The sequence below is a fragment of the Jiulongibacter sp. NS-SX5 genome (assembly GCF_052828545.1).
This window is the reverse complement of record NZ_CM128248.1, coordinates 2,899,960-2,918,157: the sequence shown is the minus strand read 5'-3', so window position 1 is coordinate 2,918,157 and position 18,198 is coordinate 2,899,960. Positions and strand designations below refer to the sequence as shown.

Below are 18,198 nucleotides of genomic sequence, written 5' to 3'. Positions count from 1 at the left end.
TTTAGTAGGACAATAAAATTTCTAATAATTTTTCCCATCCAAGAACAACCTCCTCATCCTTGTAAGGATATACATTGCCATCAAATTTATGGAGATCGTTATCCATTACACTAATCATTAATTTTGACAATTCCTCAGCATTATTTGTTGAAAAAAAAGAAACATTATCGTAATCTCCAATAGTCTCCTTTGCATAAGGCTCGTTCGCACTCAGAATTGGTTTATTAAATTCCTTAAATTCACTTAAAGGCAAGCCCCATGTTTCCAGACTTGATGCAAAAATCAAGGTATCGCATGCACCATAGTTTTTAAAAACATTTTCTCTTGAAATCTTTCCTAAAAAAATAACATTCGAAATGGATTGATATTTTTTCTTAACCCAATTAGAATATTTGTTTTCGGTTCCATTTAAAGTTATTCTTACCTCAAAGTCGGTGTAGCCTCTCTCTCTTACTATTTTAGCTGCTTCACAGACGACTTCAAAGTTTTTAAACAATCGAGGAATCGATGGATAAAAAAAAGTATACTTAGAAGACTTAACTATCTTATTGGTATACTCGTTTTTCAAAGAATAATTAGGCAAAGCAACAATAATTTTATCCAAATCGAGCTTATACAATAAGGCGAATTTACTTTTAAACCAATGTTGCTGTACAATAATCTTTTTATTCCTGTTAAGATTTATTGCATAAATGAACCTATATAGAAGAGTTTGAATAGAAACTGAAAACGAAAAATAAATATCCTTTAATTTAAGATCTCTAAATACAACCGGATTATGGCAATAAACAAATTGATTTAAACAATCAACGAAGGGAGAAGAATCATGTAGAGATAACCAATGAGTTGGTGAAACTTTTCTTGATAAGAAGTAAAAATGTACATACTCATAATAAAGTCTTAGAAAATAAGATTTTCTTGACTGGCTATACTCAACAACAAAAATATTTTTAGGCAAACTACCTTTGATAAGATTTTTGTCATGAACAAGAAGTATAATTACAATATTCTGAAGACTTCTTAAATTCTCAACCAGGTCGTTCAATATACTGAGAGGTCCCCCTTCAAATATATTAATCGCAGAAATAATCAGTCGCTTATTTTTTCCCATTTTCCAGACTTATTGTCATACACTTTTATTGGTTTAGCTGGAACTCCAACACAAATCGTATTAGGAGGGATCGAATGACTTACAACAGAATTTGAACCAATAATTGCCCCGTAACCTATTCTAACACCTGGTAATACACTAACAAACTCTCCAATCCAAACATTATCTTCAATAATCACTGGATCGGACATCAATTTCCTAATTGACGGAAACTCTTCAGGCGAACTGTTTTCTACCCCTCCATAACTTCCATGATTATGATCCGTAATAAATACTTTACTAGCTATCAAAACATTATTCCCAATCTCAACATAGTCAATTGCAGCGATATGGACATAATCATTAACCTGAACATTGTTACCAAAATTTATTAAAATTTTTCGCTTACAATCCTGAATAGGAAATGCGTCTAATCGTATACACCTTCCAGTCGTTAAACCTTCGCCAAAATCAATATACCTTTGCCCTCTTATAAAGTAAGGTAACCTAATAATCCTTGAATTTGAAAAAAAAATCATGGTGTTAAGTTTAGATACTATTAATTTGAATAAACCCATTATACCATAAGATCGTAATCTATTCATGCCTATAGAACTTTCATTCTTTTTAGAGGATTCGATGAATAAGACAAAATAGTCCCATTCATAATTTACGGTTTGCAGGAAATGTTTCCACTTTTGAACAAATTAAGTTTTCATGTTGCTAAATTATAACGTTACCTCGGATTTTGCAGTAGTATTAACTTAATGTTTTATTTAAATAATTCCAAAGAGACAAATTCAGCAAACCATGAAATGAGCTCGTCCCAAAAATTAATAAGTTCAGAGTAAGGAGATAGTCATTTCAAGCTACAGGTATTTAAAAGAAAAAAGTTTTTGAATTTTAAGGATTAAATAAGGTATAAGTAGAAACGCTATAAAAGATCCCGAATAATAGGCCCAAGCTGGAAGCAAGGCTCCTCGAAGGATAAAATACATAAAAAAAGACGTATATGTAATAAAAGATCGAAGCAAAAAACTTTTAATCTTTATATAAGTCAAATCAATCATTTTTACCGAGTAAGCCAAAGTGACTGGGAAAATAATTAACCCGAACCAACCAAAATCAATCAAACTTTCAACAATGAAAGTTGCGGAAATATTATCAATCCACATTGAAGAGTCATTGATTAAAAATTCCCCTAACAGATTACCTGTAGATATAGGCTTGCTAGACCAAATACCTCTTGGAACAAAGAAAAGTATAACCCCTAACATTTGATTTCCATACTGATGCCCATTAATTCGAATAAACTTATTTACTGCAACAATATTTGAGTATGCATCATAATGTAATTCAGAAAAATGGTTAGTTATTATCTCAACGGCATTAATACTGCCTCCTGAATTCAGAAACCAATTATTGAAAGAAACGTGAGTTAATAAAGAACTGAGAGGAAACAGTATTAATAAAACTATAAAATTTAAAATAAAAAATCTTACGTTATTTTTAGTAAATAAATTGCCCGTAGACAAAACAAGAATAGTAAGATAAACGGGCCCAAGAGAATTCCTCCTATCAATTATTGGATTCTTACATAATATTAGTAATAAAACTACGAAAATTAAAAGAGTCAAGTTCTTCCAATTTTTTCCTTTAACTCTTCGAACCTCCAATAAGATGACACTTGTTACCAAAGGAATTACATATAAAATTTTACCCTTTAATGTGCTTGCGACGAGGCTATCCGAATCGAAACTATCAATCATCATGCCTGAACCTAAATGCTCTACAATATCCTTAAAGGCAATAAAAGCTGCAAGTACAGAAACAATTATGAATGGTAAAATCATCTTCTTAATCTCAAAATTGAGCTTACTCGTTTGAACAAGTGGTGAACCCTTTAAGAGATAATAGGAAAGTCCGTATATAGAAATAAAAATGAAAATTTGAAGATTAGCAAGTAACACCTCGTTGGGTAAGACTTCCATTGTATTAACCAGAAAGCTAGGGTTGTTAATTAACTGTATTTGAGGAGAAATAGAATAAAACAAAAGAAAAAAAATCAAACAAGTAGTATGCAACATACTTACTGTGTTAGTTTCTAGATTAATAAGAATTAATGATAATATTAACAAAGAATTCAGAAAAAAACTCAGTTTAATATCGATTGAAAAAGGTAGAAATAGTGCCATTGTGGTACTAGAAGAAAATAACACTACCATTAGTAGCCGCAGGAATGACAATTTTAAACCTAAATTAACTTCAATCACTTTGTAGAGTTTGATTTAATACTACAAATAGTCTACTTGAACGGCAAGGTTATGACTTAGTTCATTAAATTATTAAATATTGTTGGCAATATTGAGTATCGAAATTGAACAAGCAGTCTCCTATCCCTATTGGGCATTTGCCCTTTGTGAAAACCATATGTATTTTCTAAGAAAGCTAAGCCTCGCGAACCCGTAAATTTTACTACATTCTCTTCTCCAAACAGTGCAATGATTTCATCATCATCATATCTCCTTCTTTCTAAACCTTTCGCCACTAAATGACTACCCTTAACAAAAAGATGAGGCCCAGAGCCATCATCAACATCTGTTAAGTACATAAAAAACTTAACAAACTTAAGACCATCATTATCTCGATGGTAATATTCCGCCTCTTGAGGACTTTCATGTCCGTTCAAAGACCACCAAGCTTGTACACTATCTAAGGTAGGAGTACATTTAAAAAAATTGCCTACAATGCTTAGTATTTTATCATTATTGGCTAACCTGACTACTTCCTGAATTCTACTGACATCCTTTATCTGTGCTACATGAGTAGTATCTGGTGCATCTTCAATTCTAAATAATCCCCTTCCCCTATCCCATGGATCAAAACATTCAGCAATTCTAAGTTGCTCTTTTACACGCTCTATCCAAAACTCATCAACCAGATCTGGCAACAATGTAAAACCGTTAATTTCCAATTCATCCAAATATTTCTTATGAGAATTAGAAAACGTATTTCGAGGTAACAATTTTGCTATTGTATTAGCGAAATTATTACGCATGGATGGTTTACGAATTCTTTCTTGAATAAAATGTAAACCATAAATCCAAATAGGCAATCGCTTTTTTTTCATAAGAAATTAGAAATGTTTAAATCTTTAGCATAAGTCTGCTTATAGTAAGCATAGACCGTATTAAAAGGACTGTAGGGCTTAACATTGATATCTGAGAAATATTCAAACAAATTCGTCAAATCCACGATCTTTACACAGTTTGGATGCATTTCGTAAAAAGTATTACCAAAGACAAAAACTTTTTTATTCATAATCAAAGCCTCAAAACCTACGGTACTTGTTAACGTAATAACGGCCAAGCAATCCTTAATCATTCTTTTCGTTCGAGCTTTATGAGATATCAGCTTAACATTCGGAATTTGAGCAATTTGTCGATAGAAATCTATATCCATGAAACCTGCTGCACTCGGATGATCTTTAACATATAACTTCGTTCCGAATGGAAGTGAAAATGCAATATTCTGAATTATCTCTAATTCTTTCGCATATGGTCGTGAGATTACTGACGTGGAAGATTCCGGATGAAAGTGTAATGGATAAAGGTAATAACTATCTTCCTCATCTATATTACAGTAATACATGATATCTAAATATCTCACAACGAGTTTTCTTCTAACGTTTTTTAAAAAAGTTAAAATTGCAGATTTGAACAGGTTTTTTGATTGCAAACCAGGATACTTACCTATCCTAGAAAAATCATATAATAAGGTATTATACAAATACTGCAACTTACTTTTCCTTAGATATCTGAAATTAGAGATATCCAAACCAAGATTATTACTCTTCATATAATCAGGAGAAGAACTAGTGAAATTCGACAAAAAAGAATGTAAATATTCGAATTCATCATCCATTAACCTATAATTATTATTTTCAGCTTCATCAAATATCTTCAGATAACCATAAGAGTCGTCATATATAGAAGAATGCAAATAAATTCGCCCGGGAATACGAGCCATTGTAACTCCTAAATACTTTATATTTAAAAGTCTCGTTACATTAAAAGCAGCATATGCAAAGGTATTTGAAACATTTTCATAAAAAACCGCAACTGGCTTTTCCTTAGAAAATATAGAATAAAAAAAATTATACAAATGGATCAATGTTTGTTCCAGATAGTGATAATCGGTTCTATTACCAAAATGTATGTCCCTTTCAAAATCAGCATAATATGACTCCCAAATTTTAAGTCTTTTTAAGTCAACATTCACAAATAAATTGTGCTTTCTATTTTTAGGGATACTGTCCAAGTAAGAGGTAAAACAATATTCTATTTTAACATCTCCAAGAATTCTTTTCATAAATCCGCCATTCTCGGCAATCACAATAGGCTGATTTCCACTTTGCTCAATTTCAGAATACCATTTTCGTATATTATTCCTTACCTCTGGAGCATTATTTAATAAGAGAACAACCCTATTCATTTTGAATAACTAACATTTAGTCTGGTTCTTAAAAAAAACAAAATTAATAACAGCATGTATACATATACGCTGACAACCTTATTAATCACAATATATTCTAAAGATTGGCTATTCTTGAGAATATAAACTAAAACAGAAAAATAAAAAAATATCGAGGCCACTTTCGCAAGAGAAATTAAATTATTTCTATCAAATGCAAATAAGTAGCAATAAATAGGAGAAATAATAATGAAAGGAAACACGGATAGTAGAATTATATTCATCAAAGGTAGAATATGTACATAATCCAGAAAAAAATAATTTATTATTACCGGTAACAGTGCGTAGGTGGCCAAAATTAAAGTCACAATAAATACCGCAGAAACAAGAACGTGCCTTAAAAACAAATTATTAATCTCTCTATCTTTCTTTAACTTTATATAGTCAGGAAAATACATTTCTACCAAAATTGACGGTAATATAGCAGATACGGAATATACTAGAATAACAATACTGAAAATACCTAAATTCTCTAGACCCAGCTCCTTCTCTATTAAAATTTTATCCAAATTATCTCCCAAAAAAACCAACACATTGGTTACAAATAGAGGCATACCTAGGAAAAAGAGCTTCTTAAAATAGATTCCTTTAAAAACTTTAAAAGAAATCCTTGTGAAAATGCTTCCTAGAGATCTAAAATAATATAGGAATAGGAGTACCGTGCTAATAGTATAGCCGATTATAGCACCATCAAGACCAAAAAGTGCTAAACCAATAAAGGGAAATACAACAGTAACAATTCCTCCAATAGTTGAAAGCCAAATAAACTTTGACACTTTACCAATTCCCCTATAATAAACTTTTAAAATGGTGAAATTTGAAAATAATATTCCTCCAAAACAATAAATTAAGTATTGATAATTATACTCATAATTTATAAAGAAGATTAACAAAAGAGGAATATTGAAAAAATTTGAAAATTGAATACAAATCAATAGCAAATGCCAATTAGTGGTTCTACTCCCATTAGGTAAACGTCTATCCATCGCATATCTTAGCCCAAAACTAGAATATTGAAAAAAACCGGCTAATGTTTTCGCCAAGTTAAATCTGCCAACATTTTCTAAACTTAGTTTTCTAATTAAGAAAAATGAAAAGGACAAGTTTAATATTTGAATAACAAAACTACTCGATAGATACCTTATAGTTTGCTTCAATTTCTCACTCATCAACGCAGCTTTAACTTTCATTTTAGGTATCTATTTTGAGCACCTACTACAATAGTATTAGGTGGAACATCTTTAGATATAACTACACCCGCACCAACAATAACATTTTCACCAATTGTAACGCCCCCTAAAACCGTAGCGTTTGCAGCAATCCAGACATTATTACAAATTTCTATTGGTTTGGAAATATGAGGATATGGTAATTCGTCACCAAATTTTAACCCTGCCGTTTCAATCATAACATTTTTAGAAATCCTTACATTATTACCAATTACTATTTTACTTTTTGCACCAAATGTTACATTTCTTCCAATAATAACATTATCCCCAATTTGTATATTTTCCCCATATTTTATTTCAACCATCCAATTACAAAATACATCCTCTCCTATATTTGCAACTTTCGAATAGATTTTATAAATACCCCACGAGGTATTTATAAACCCAATAAACCTTCCAATGAAATTACTTATCGCAACTATTTTTCTAATTTGTGCTATCCCCCTAACCAATGTCCATACTACCTTTTTCATCCTAAAAAATTAAAGGTGTTCCCTTTCTCCAAAATTTGTTGGCCCTTGAACCTAACATCCTCTCATAATATTTAGGAGCCATGCCATCACCTGGCCGAATTATCCTTATATTCTTTTCCGTAAAGGGTTCCCCTTCCTCAATATCCTCTACTACATAAATAGAGCGTTTGAACAATAAACTTTTCTGTTCTGATTCCTGTACGCCATACTGAATCTCTCCTAATGACTGCCAAGCACGTTCTGTTTCGACGACCATTAGTTTCAATTCATCTGGTTCCAGCGAAAAGGCCGAATCTACACCCCCTTCTGCTCTGCTTAAACAGAAGTGTTTTTCAATCAACGTGGCACCCATTGACACTGCTGCACAAGGAACACCCGACCCAAAAGTATGGTCTGAAAGCCCTACCTCACAAGCAAATAATTCTCTTAGATGAGGGATGGTACGAATGTTAGAATTTTCAGGATTAGCAGGGTAATTACTGGTGCATTTCAATAAAGCCAAATCTTTGCAGCCATTTTCTCTTAGGACTTGTACTGATTCATCTAAATTGGCTAGTGTACTTGCACCGGTTGACATAATAACTGGTTTACCAGTTTTAGCAATTTTCTTCAAAAGTGGGTGATGATTATTTTCAAAGGAAGCAATCTTGTGTGCAGGAGCACCCAATTCTTCCAACAAATCAACGGCGGTATCATCGAAAGGAGTTGAAAAACAAATGATTCCGTGGTCCGCAGCACATTTAAAAAGAGCTTGATGCCACTCCCATGGTGTATGTGCTTCTTCGTAGAGCTCATATAAATTCCGCCCTTTCCATAATGAAGTGGTATCTTCAATATCAAACAAACCACCCCGATGGTTAATAGTTAAAGTATCGGCAGTATAGGTTTGCAACTTAATTGCATCAGCTCCGCAAGATGCAGCCACCTCAATTATTTTTAAAGCTTTTTCTATGGATTGATTATGATTACCCGACATTTCCGCTATTATGAAAGGTCGAGACTTTAGGCCTATATTTGTATTTGAAATTTTCATTACTCAAAACGTTTATCTACACTGACTTCTATTTCCTGTTCTTTGCTGAAATTGACCAATTTCAGACACCCATTAGATGTTTTCACTATAGGAAATGAGTTCTCTAAATGTACTATTGTTCCATTTTTTATTTCCCAACTATAACCGTAAGAGGAGAACTCGACCTTATTTATTTTTACAGGCTTTCCATCCAAATAAGTGAATGCACCGGGATAAGGATCAGCTTGGGCTCTGACCCAGTTTCTAATCCTTTCTCTGTGCCAATCCCAAATAATTCTACCATCAGAGGGGCTCCTCTTGCCAAAAAATGTAGCTAGATTTTCGTCCTGATTTACAAGAGTATATGTCTTACTCTCTATCTTTTTTAAAGCATCCAAAACTAATTCAGGGTATAATTTATTAAACTTATTTAGGATATCTGCCCCTGTATCGTTATGACCAATGGGTACCTTAACTTGATTTAGAATCGGGCCTGTATCACATTCTTCCTGGATCAAATGAACGGAAATCCCGGTCTCAGTTTCGCCATTAATAATAGCCCAAATATGTGGAGTTCTTCCACGATATTTCGGGAGTAAAGAACCATGAACATTGATGGCTCCAAAATGAGGTATTTCAATCATATCTTTTTCAAGTAAAAAGAGATAATTCACTGAGACTAGAACTTCAATTTCATTGGCAAATTCTGCATTTATCGAATCTAAAAATTGTTTAGCCTTTCCATTTCTTGGATTTCCAACAAAACAAGGAATATTTCTCTTATTTGTCCATGAAACTATTCCTGTTGATTTAGAATCAGTAAAAACACAGACTATTCGATGTATGGGGTAAATAAATTTCAAAACCTCAAAACCTAGGTTACCAGATACTAATACCCCTAACTTCATTGTTTAAATTCTTTTAACTTGGAGAAAATAAAAACATCGACCAAGCTCATCCTGATCTTCTTATGTTTACGTAGGTGAGCCTCTTCGGTATAACCTTCTCTAACTATAACCCTATTGTACCATTCTCTTTCTGGAATGTCATAAAAGGTGGTATGAATTTTAACTAAATCAAGTTCATTAAATGCCACCTGTTCAATTAAATCCAAGTAAATGCTAAATAAATCACTGAATGTTTCAAAAACCGAATTCAGAGAGGCTTTAAGCAAAAACGATACTTCAGCATTCAAGTCGTGCCAATTGATATGCACTAAGCCACCATATCCTACACACTCATCATTTAGGAGAAAAGAAAATAGTATCTGTTCTGGTCTTTTATTGTAAAATAATTTTGACACCACCTTTCTAAAATAGTTTTCCTGGTCTTCTTTGGTAAGTGTTCTTGATTGTCTCAAGTGGTAAATTTGCTCATTCCGCCATTGCATAATCAAATACTTATCCTCATCACGAATTGGGACTAGCCTAATGTTGCCCTGGGTAAACTCTTGGCAAGAAAGACACTTATAGGTTCTCATTAGCCAGAAGTTTAAATTTCAATTCAGCAATGACCCAATCAGATGTGGAATCTATATCCTGAACTTCCATTTCATTTAAAATAACTGCTCCGGTATGATCTGTCCAGAGTTTTTTTTGTTCAAGAAACCGGTCTGTTCTGCCCCAATAGAATTGTCCAGCATCATGAAATGCTGAAGGCAGATCCTGTGAACGCTTGTTCAGGTTTTCAGGCCAGTTCATTTTTATCCGGCCATTTTGTTGAGTTATTATCGACCTCCAAATAGGATAGGAAAAAGGTACAACTGGAAAAACCGTATCAAAATTGAAATCAACCATCTTTTGAAATGCTTCTTTCAATGTTTTAACCTGAAGTAATGGAGCCGTAGGGTAGATGCAGCAGAAATATTCAAATTCATCTTTTAGGTTTTCAAGAACTTCTAATAGAACATCCGCAGTGGTAGCATAATCATCTGAATTGCTTTCGGACCTAAGAAAAGGTACTTCAGCACCATATTTTCTAGAAATCTCAGCAATTTCCTCACTGTCTGTTGATACTATAACCTGTTCAAACAAACCCGAGTCAAGAACTGTTTCAATTGAGTATGAAATAATAGGTTTCCCCAGAAAATTTTTTATATTTTTTCTTGGTATTCGTTTGCTGCCTCCTCGGGCGGGAATTATCGCTATATTAGCCATAGAATTCCTTTAATTTCATAATAACATAGTCCTGTTCCTCCTCGCTCAACGAAGGATACATTGGTAAGCTCAGACACCTAGAATAGTAGGTTTCCGAATTCGGGAAACTTTGGTCTCCATAATTTTCTTTATAATAAGGTAGTAAGTGAACAGGAATGTAATGAACTTGACAATAGATATTACTGGTTTTAAGAAATTCATATAACTCAAGCCTTTGATCAGTTTCGATGACATATAGGTGGTAAGCATGACCTGATTCCGATCGATTTGACCTACAGGTTATAGGCAGGTCTTTTAAAGCTTCGTCGTACTTTATTGCAATTTCCCTTCTCCTTTTAATGCCTTCATCTGCCTTTTTCAACTGAGATTCTCCCAATGCACACAAAATATCGGGCATGCGGTAGTTATACCCTAACTCTTGCATTTCGTAATACCAGCCACCATGATTCTCGTTTAGCTCATTGGGATTTTTAGTAATTCCATGAGTTCTGAGTTTCAAAAGTTGTCGATAGATTTTTTCATCATTGGTCGTTATCATTCCCCCTTCACCTGCTGCAATATGTTTAACGGGATGAAAAGAGAAAATAGCAAGATTAGCAAACGAACCACCTCCACATTTTATTTTTAGGTCCGTTGAATCTCTAAAATATCCCCCCGGGGCATGACAAGCGTCTTCAATGATCCACAAATTATACCTGTTTGTCAGTTCTTTGAACTTTTCAAGATTGACGGGAAAACCTGCAAAATCAACGGGAATAATACCGCTAAAATAACCCTCTGGCTTACTAAGAATTAATTCTTCAACCTTAACCGGGTCTAGAGTAAGCGTTTCAGGATCAATATCAGCGAAATAAACATCTCCTCCACAGTATCGAACGCAATTCGCACTAGCAGCAAAAGTTATTGGAGTGGTAATGACATTAACACCAGGCTTTACCCCGAGAGCGAGGGCACAAAGGTGAAGGGCCGCAGTACCATTTGAAACAGCTACTGCATATTTAGACCCCACATATTTTGCAAAGTTCTCCTCAAAGGATTGCACGGCAGGACCCTGAGTTAGATAATCAGAACTCAACGCCTTTATAACTGCATTGATATCTTCCTGATCTATATGTTGACGACCGTATGGAATTGGCATCATGGTTGAAAATCGGGGTCTAGATGCTCAATTATCAAGCGTCTTAATGATTCCTCCGTCTCCCAATCAGAATTCGTACCCGAATTGTAAGCAAAACCAATAGGAACTTTTACCGCAGCATGCTCTTTAGTAAACTGCTCCAGACTCCATGTAGTTATAGTTGGTAAAATGACAAAATACTTTCCAAGATCGTAGGTATTAAAGGAATCTGAAGAGGTAATCATTTCTTCGTGAACCTTCTCGCCCGGCCTTATTCCAACAACCTTTTGTTCGCAATTCGGGGCAACAGCTTTAGCTACATCCGTAATCCGGTATGATGGGATTTTGGGAACAAATAATTCACCTCCCCAGGCATGCTCTAAGGCATGCATCACCATCTCAACTCCACCTTTTAAAGAGATGTTAAAACGAGTCATATTGGGGTCTGTTATAGGTAAAACACCCTCCTTACGCTTATCCATAAAAAAGGGAATAACAGATCCGTTTGATCCCATTACATTCCCATATCTTACGACAGAGAAGCGTATAGGATTACTACCTTTAATATTATTTGCAGCAATAAATAATTTATCCGAAGCGAGCTTTGTTGCTCCATATAAATTAATCGGTGCACAAGCTTTGTCAGTTGATAAAGCAACCACTCGCTGTACTCCGGTTTGCAGACATGCATCTATCACATTCTGAGCACCTCCTATATTCGTCTTAACGCATTCATCCGGATTATATTCAGCAATGGGAACATGCTTCATTGCGGCGGCATGAATCACATAGTCAATCCCAGACATTGCTCGTATCAAACGTTCTTTGTCTCTTACGTCTCCAATAAAAAAGCGAATGGAAGGATATTTTGAAACAGAATATTCCTGTGCCATTTGAAACTGCTTTTGTTCATCACGAGAGAATATCACTAATCTTTTGACATTTGGTGATTCACTAAAAATTCTCCTCACCAATGCCTTCCCAAGAGAACCAGTGCCTCCAGTTATTAAAATAGACTTACCATTAAGATCCATTAAACGAAAACTTTTTTATAATTCTTATTTCGAAACAACGCTATCACCACTGTAAATAAAGTTGCTAAAATCATTACCAAAACTAATATCATTAATCTGTTAGGCTCGCTTTTAAAATTTGATATAACCGGAGGTTCCAAAACCTGAAAAATCGGGGTCTCTTGTTGAACTTTCAATTTAGCCTCTTCAAATTTCTTTAACAGCTCGTTATAAACATTTGATGATAGTCTATACTCTGACTCAATACGTTCACGCTGAACATCAGCAGATTGTAAGCGAATAGAGGGTGCCGAGAACTGATCTGCATAAGTAGCCTTTCGGCTTTGGTCTCTATAAAACTCTCCTCTTGCAGCGGCCACCTTCTGTCCTAAAAAATCAACCTCCTGCTTTAGCTTTTCAGTCCTGTAATCAGTAACGTAATTGGTTAAATAATCCATGGAAAAAGAAGCCACTTCTGCAGCCATGACAGGGTCTGGCATTTTCGCAGAAATTGAGATCACCCCGCTTTTCTTATCAATAGAAGCATTTAAGCGTTCTTTCAAATCTTTAATCCGATTTTCGGTTAATCGATTCAATACAAGTACACCTTGAGGCGATCCCTTAAACCTCTCCAAATCCTTTTCGTCGGCGGGTTGGCCTTCCTCTATTTCAGTATGATAAAAAACCTCAAAACGTATACTATCTCCCTGCTTGTTCAGAAATTTCTGCTTAAAGAGATTTAAAAAGAAAGGGGTACTTTTGATTACATCCGGATATAAATCCGGTCGGATGGCATCAGTATTGTTTTTAAGGCCCAGTTCAAAACCGCCTATCCCAACCAAATTGGCCAGACCACCTAAAGAGGAACTTCCTCCCCCATTCACCTCCGGCAGAATCTTCCCTTCCGACACAAACTCCTCAGGAGCGGTAAAGGCATACCAAGCTCCTCCAATCACGAAAAGAGAAGTAATTCCAAATATCAACCACTTCTCATTCCAAAGGACTTTCAAAAGTGCTTTAAAGTCTATCGTTATAATATCTTCTTCTCTTTCCATTAGAGTAATCTAACAATGGTAACCATTATTGTTGCAATTGATACCAAAGCCGAACTGACCGCAATACGTTCAGCCGGTGTCCAGCGATATTTGTTTCGCGTAGGTACGATAATTTCCATTCCCCTCGCCGGATCAGGACGATCCTTTATGCCCATAAAGCTCTTTGTTCGATCTGTTAAACCATTGGCATAACGTACGTAGGCCTTTTTAACGTAGGCGGAGTCTGTATAACCACCAGCCTGAGCAATATAATCATTGAAATCAAAAGCAGGATCATAGGCCACAATGGTAGGGTTTAAGACCTGCCCTTTAACAAACACATAATCCATCTTTTTGGGAATAAAAAGGCTATCCCCTTCCTGCAAAACCAAATTGCCAATTTTATTCTTTGTACCCAGTACATTCTTCAAATCCAAAGCCACAAGCTTTTCCTCTTTGTAAAACTTCGCTCCTTCAACATAAGCCTCTTTCAAAAGCCCCCCAGCTCTTGCTACCAAATCAGCAATGGTTTCACCACGATTTTGAATCACATATTCTCCTGGATATTTGATCTGACCAGTAATTTTAACTGATTGCTGAATCTCGTAATTGGCAATTTCACGAACATAAACCTGGTCAAATGGGCGAAGGGTCAATTCCTTGGAGATCAAATCATCACTGGTATCGAAAGGAATAATCTCCACGTTTTTTGAAGACAGGTCTCCTTCTTTTACTCTTCGGGCAATTTCAATATTTCCCTTCTCGGCTCCATCGGCGAATCCGCCAGCCATAAAAATGAGGTCGTTCACACTCATGTTTTCCTGAAACTCATACTCGCCCGGCTCTACAATTGCTCCTTTGATTTCAACTGAACGAACTTCTCGTAATTCACTGTATGATTTGATGATTAAAATGTCTTCTCTTTGTAAAGGAATTGCCCAATCAACGGAGTTCATTAAGTTCAAGGTGATGATTTCGGCATCCAGGTTATGGTTCTCACGCCTTAAGATTGCTCTCGTTTTAAAAGCATCTTCTTTCAGCCCTTCTGCTGTTTTAATCAAATCACCAACGGTTTTTAGGCGATCATCCAAGGCATACAAACCTGGCCTGAAAACGGCACCCAGCACTTCCACCTGATTCTCCACACGATCCAATACCGCTCCGATGAAAACATGATCTCCGTTTTTTAACAAGAAATCAGCATACTGTTTCTCTTCTAAAGTTACCAGTTTCTTTTCCTTTCCAGTATATCTGGTGATTTTGACACTCTTGGTGTAGGCTTGCTCAGAAAAGTTACCGGCATACTGAATAACGTCAGCTAAAGATTCCTCTGCTTTTAGCTCATAAATCATGGCTCGTTTTACCTCACCTTCCAGTTCTACCTTACGCTCAGCAACCGGCACAAAAATGACGTCTCCATCTTTTAACAGCAAATTTGTATACTCACCAGAGCTCAATAACTGATACAAATCAACCTCTTGCACCAATTGATTTTGGCGTAGGACTTTAATGGTTCTGAAAGAGCCGTTGACAGTGGGTCCACCACTCAAATAAAGGGCATTTAAAGGAGTGGAGAAAGCCGATAAGGTGTAGGTACCAGGCTTTTCAATTTCTCCTAGAATATTCACTTGTATACTACGTACATCACCTAGGGTAACATTCAGGCTCAATGAATTATTTCTTAAGCCTCCAAACAAGAGTTTTAACCGGTCTTTAATTTTGGCTTTCACCTGCTCTATGGTTAGACCACTTACTTGAAAAGGGGCAAGGCTTTCAAGCTGAATTGTTCCCTCTGGGGAAACTTTGGCATCGTAATGTTGAAAAGCATACCCTGTAATGTCTATCTTCAATTCATCATCAGGGCCCAATGTATAATTTACAGGAGTAGGTAGACGAAGATTGGGCTCAAAGGTGAGATTCTTGTTTCTGAAGATAGAGCGACCATATATTTCGGTTTTCTTTCCCACCTCCGTTTTATCATCGACCTGTAGATCAGTACGTTCGGCTACTTCACCCAACTGCTCTCTTTTGCCATCTCCTACAGTTTCTTTATTAAGAGTGTTTTCTCCAGACTTTAAACGTTCAATACGTTCACGAATAATTGCTATATCTTCAGCTGAATACCCATTCATTCTGGCTGCAGCTTCAATTTCTTGCTCTGAAAGGCCTCTTTCTTCTGCTTCTTTTAAAAATTGTTCTACTTGGGCATCTGTAACACTGTTAACATCAACCGGGCTTTGTGCCGAAACAATCAACGAGGTAAATAATAACAGGGAAGCAAGTATCCTGCGTAGCTTCATTGGGGATTTCTTCGATTTTGATCGCAAGATTACACAAAATGAATGTTGATGCAACATATCCTGAAAGAATTATTATTTAACGGAACCGCTATTCTTTAAAGATTCCCATCACTTGAAGAAGAAAAACGACTGTAAACATCATAAACCACTCTTTTAACATTAGTTGACAAATCCATTAATTCAAAGTCATATACCTTATGAGGTACGGCAATTATTATTAGGCTGTACTTTGAGATATGAAGGCTTGATGTTAATTCAACCCCTAACTCCTTATTAACTTCAGATTTAATCGCTAATGGATCGTGGATATCCACCTGAAGGCCATATTCATTAAGTTCATTATAAATATCTATGACTTTAGTATTTCTGATATCGGAACAATTTTCCTTAAAAGTTATACCTAGAATTAAGGCTTTGGCACCTTTAACGTTTAAGCCTTTTGAAATCATTAGCTTGACACATTTACTGGCTACAAAAACACCCATGTTATCATTAATCCTTCTGCCAGCTCCTATAAGATCTGGGTAGTACCCATGTTGCTCTGCCTTTGCAATCATATAATAAGGGTCAACGCTTATACAGTGTCCTCCCACCAAGCCTGGGGTAAAATCAAGAAAATTCCATTTGGTCTTTGCCGCCTCTAAAACATCTCTAGTTGAAATATTCAATCTATCAAAAATCAAAGCCAACTCATTCATAAAGGAGATATTGACATCTCTTTGACAATTCTCAATCAATTTTGCGGCCTCAGCAACTTTAATTGACTTTGCCTTAAAAGTACCCGCCTCAATTATTGATCGATACAGTTGATCTATTTCATCTGCAATTACGATGTTTGAGCCTGAGGTAACTTTGATAATGTTTCGAAGCTTTCTTTTACTATCTCCAGGATTGATTCTCTCCGGAGAATAACCAACATAAAACTCAGAATTAAACTTCAGGTTTGAAACTTTCTCAAGTATTGGAATACAGTATTCTTCTGTACAACCAGGATAGACCGTACTTTCATAAATAACGATGTCTCCAACTTTCAAATGCTCCCCCACAGATTCAGATGCACTTTTCAGATAGGATAAATCAGGTTTCTTATTCTCATCAATTGTGGTAGGGACCGTGATGATGTAATACCTTTTTACAGAGTTCTTTTGAGGAATTACTGTTTCAAACTGTAGAGAGTTTATTGACTTCAATTCTTCAATAGAAACTTGTGAATTTTTATCATGACCATCTTTAAGTTGCTCAATTCTTTTGTTATTGATATCTACACCATAAGTCTTGTATTTCTGGCCAAATGCCATAGCCAAAGGGAGGCCAACATAACCAAGACCTATTACACAGATTTCGAATTGAGTTTCTTTCATCCTAGTCCTCCAATAAATTCCCTACTGGACTTACCTTCACTATTAAGCTCAATAGAATGAAAATGATGGCCCAGTTAAGGTAAATGTAATAGTAATCCGTGACATCACGCATGGTTATATTCTCAAACTTTTTACGTTCCAAACTATCGATTTCATTAAAGACATTTGATAGAGCCGCCTCTGAATTGACTTTGAAAAAACTTCCCTTTGTATTAACAGCCAAAGCACTTAATGATTGCGTGTCAAACTCAAGTGCATTTTGCAACCCCAAGGCAATTGAATAAATACGAATCCCAAAAGATTTAGCCAGTGCCATTGAAGTTTCCGGACCTATATTTCCAGCGGTGTTATCTCCATCGCTCAATAGAATAATCACTTTACTGTTTCCTTGCGAGTCACGAAGTCTATTGATAGAAGTCGCCACTGCGTTTCCAATGGCAGTACCTTGTGAAGAAATATCCTGAGAATTGATATTTGACAAATAGTCCTCCAGTATTTCATGATCTGTAGTGAGTGGGCAAAGGGTTATCGATTGCCCCGCAAAAACCACTAAACCAATTCTATCATTTTGCCTCTTTTTAACGAACTCTTTTGCAACAGACTTTGCCACTTCTAATCTATTCGTACCAATATCTTCGGTCAGCATAGATTCTGAAATGTCAATGGCTAAAACAATATCAATGCCTTTGGCAATCTCTTCTTCTACCGTATGTAAGACTTGCGGCCTGGCCAGTGCTATTATTGCAAAAGCTAATGCCAAAAAGAAAAATAATGGCTGTAAAAACCTCAAATAGGCGACTTTGGATCCCTTGGTAGCCTTAGCTGGACTTAATCTTATTTGCTCCTTCTTTCTAAATGAAAATAAGTTTTTAAGAAGAAA

The 18,198-nt window shown here is 35.5% G+C and carries 17 protein-coding genes; all 17 read right to left on the bottom strand.

The window, feature by feature from the left end; all coding sequences use genetic code 11:
- Position 1: 1 nt before the first annotated feature.
- Positions 2–1,111, bottom strand: coding sequence for a glycosyltransferase (locus ACUXV0_RS12975; RefSeq protein ID WP_446189990.1), 1,110 nt, complete (start codon positions 1,109–1,111; stop codon positions 2–4).
- Positions 1,090–1,695, bottom strand: coding sequence for a hypothetical protein (locus ACUXV0_RS12970; protein ID WP_446189989.1), 606 nt, complete (start codon positions 1,693–1,695; stop codon positions 1,090–1,092). The genes ACUXV0_RS12975 and ACUXV0_RS12970 overlap by 22 nt, the downstream gene beginning before the upstream one ends.
- Positions 1,696–1,959: 264 nt before the next feature.
- A complete protein-coding gene (locus ACUXV0_RS12965; RefSeq protein WP_446189988.1) occupies positions 1,960–3,177 on the bottom strand; it encodes a hypothetical protein in 1,218 nt (405 codons plus the stop codon).
- 242 nt (positions 3,178–3,419) lie between these two features.
- Positions 3,420–4,220 (bottom strand): phytanoyl-CoA dioxygenase family protein, encoded by an 801-nt coding sequence (locus ACUXV0_RS12960; protein ID WP_446189987.1) that lies wholly within the window; start codon positions 4,218–4,220, stop codon positions 3,420–3,422.
- Entirely contained in the window at positions 4,217–5,584 is a 1,368-nt protein-coding gene (locus tag ACUXV0_RS12955; RefSeq protein ID WP_446189986.1) for a capsular polysaccharide export protein, LipB/KpsS family, read from the bottom strand. The genes ACUXV0_RS12960 and ACUXV0_RS12955 overlap by 4 nt, the downstream gene beginning before the upstream one ends.
- Positions 5,581–6,813 (bottom strand): oligosaccharide flippase family protein, encoded by a 1,233-nt coding sequence (locus ACUXV0_RS12950; RefSeq protein ID WP_446189985.1) that lies wholly within the window; start codon positions 6,811–6,813, stop codon positions 5,581–5,583. Before ACUXV0_RS12950 ends, ACUXV0_RS12955 begins: the two co-directional genes overlap by 4 nt.
- Positions 6,810–7,325 (bottom strand): acyltransferase, encoded by a 516-nt coding sequence (locus tag ACUXV0_RS12945; RefSeq protein WP_446189984.1) that lies wholly within the window; start codon positions 7,323–7,325, stop codon positions 6,810–6,812. The genes ACUXV0_RS12950 and ACUXV0_RS12945 overlap by 4 nt, the downstream gene beginning before the upstream one ends.
- Position 7,326: 1 nt before the next feature.
- Complete coding sequence (pseI, locus tag ACUXV0_RS12940; RefSeq protein WP_446189983.1) at positions 7,327–8,358, bottom strand: pseudaminic acid synthase; 1,032 nt, start codon at positions 8,356–8,358, stop codon at positions 7,327–7,329.
- Complete coding sequence (locus tag ACUXV0_RS12935; protein ID WP_446189982.1) at positions 8,358–9,245, bottom strand: methionyl-tRNA formyltransferase; 888 nt, start codon at positions 9,243–9,245, stop codon at positions 8,358–8,360. Before ACUXV0_RS12935 ends, pseI begins: the two co-directional genes overlap by 1 nt.
- Entirely contained in the window at positions 9,242–9,817 is a 576-nt protein-coding gene (locus tag ACUXV0_RS12930) for a GNAT family N-acetyltransferase (RefSeq protein ID WP_446189981.1), read from the bottom strand. Before ACUXV0_RS12930 ends, ACUXV0_RS12935 begins: the two co-directional genes overlap by 4 nt.
- Entirely contained in the window at positions 9,804–10,493 is a 690-nt protein-coding gene (pseF, locus tag ACUXV0_RS12925; RefSeq protein ID WP_446189980.1) for a pseudaminic acid cytidylyltransferase, read from the bottom strand. Before pseF ends, ACUXV0_RS12930 begins: the two co-directional genes overlap by 14 nt.
- A complete protein-coding gene (gene pseC / locus ACUXV0_RS12920; RefSeq protein ID WP_446189979.1) occupies positions 10,486–11,634 on the bottom strand; it encodes a UDP-4-amino-4,6-dideoxy-N-acetyl-beta-L-altrosamine transaminase in 1,149 nt (382 codons plus the stop codon). The genes pseF and pseC overlap by 8 nt, the downstream gene beginning before the upstream one ends.
- On the bottom strand, positions 11,631–12,644 hold the full coding sequence (pseB, locus tag ACUXV0_RS12915; protein WP_446189978.1) for a UDP-N-acetylglucosamine 4,6-dehydratase (inverting): 1,014 nt from the start codon (positions 12,642–12,644) through the stop codon (positions 11,631–11,633). The genes pseC and pseB overlap by 4 nt, the downstream gene beginning before the upstream one ends.
- Entirely contained in the window at positions 12,644–13,678 is a 1,035-nt protein-coding gene (locus ACUXV0_RS12910; protein WP_446189977.1) for a Wzz/FepE/Etk N-terminal domain-containing protein, read from the bottom strand. The genes pseB and ACUXV0_RS12910 overlap by 1 nt, the downstream gene beginning before the upstream one ends.
- Positions 13,678–15,957 (bottom strand): SLBB domain-containing protein, encoded by a 2,280-nt coding sequence (locus tag ACUXV0_RS12905; protein ID WP_446189976.1) that lies wholly within the window; start codon positions 15,955–15,957, stop codon positions 13,678–13,680. Before ACUXV0_RS12905 ends, ACUXV0_RS12910 begins: the two co-directional genes overlap by 1 nt.
- Before the next feature lie 95 nt (positions 15,958–16,052).
- A complete protein-coding gene (locus ACUXV0_RS12900; RefSeq protein WP_446189975.1) occupies positions 16,053–17,318 on the bottom strand; it encodes a nucleotide sugar dehydrogenase in 1,266 nt (421 codons plus the stop codon).
- Position 17,319: 1 nt separating this feature from the next.
- Entirely contained in the window at positions 17,320–18,078 is a 759-nt protein-coding gene (locus tag ACUXV0_RS12895; RefSeq protein ID WP_446189974.1) for a VWA domain-containing protein, read from the bottom strand.
- Positions 18,079–18,198 lie beyond the last annotated feature (120 nt).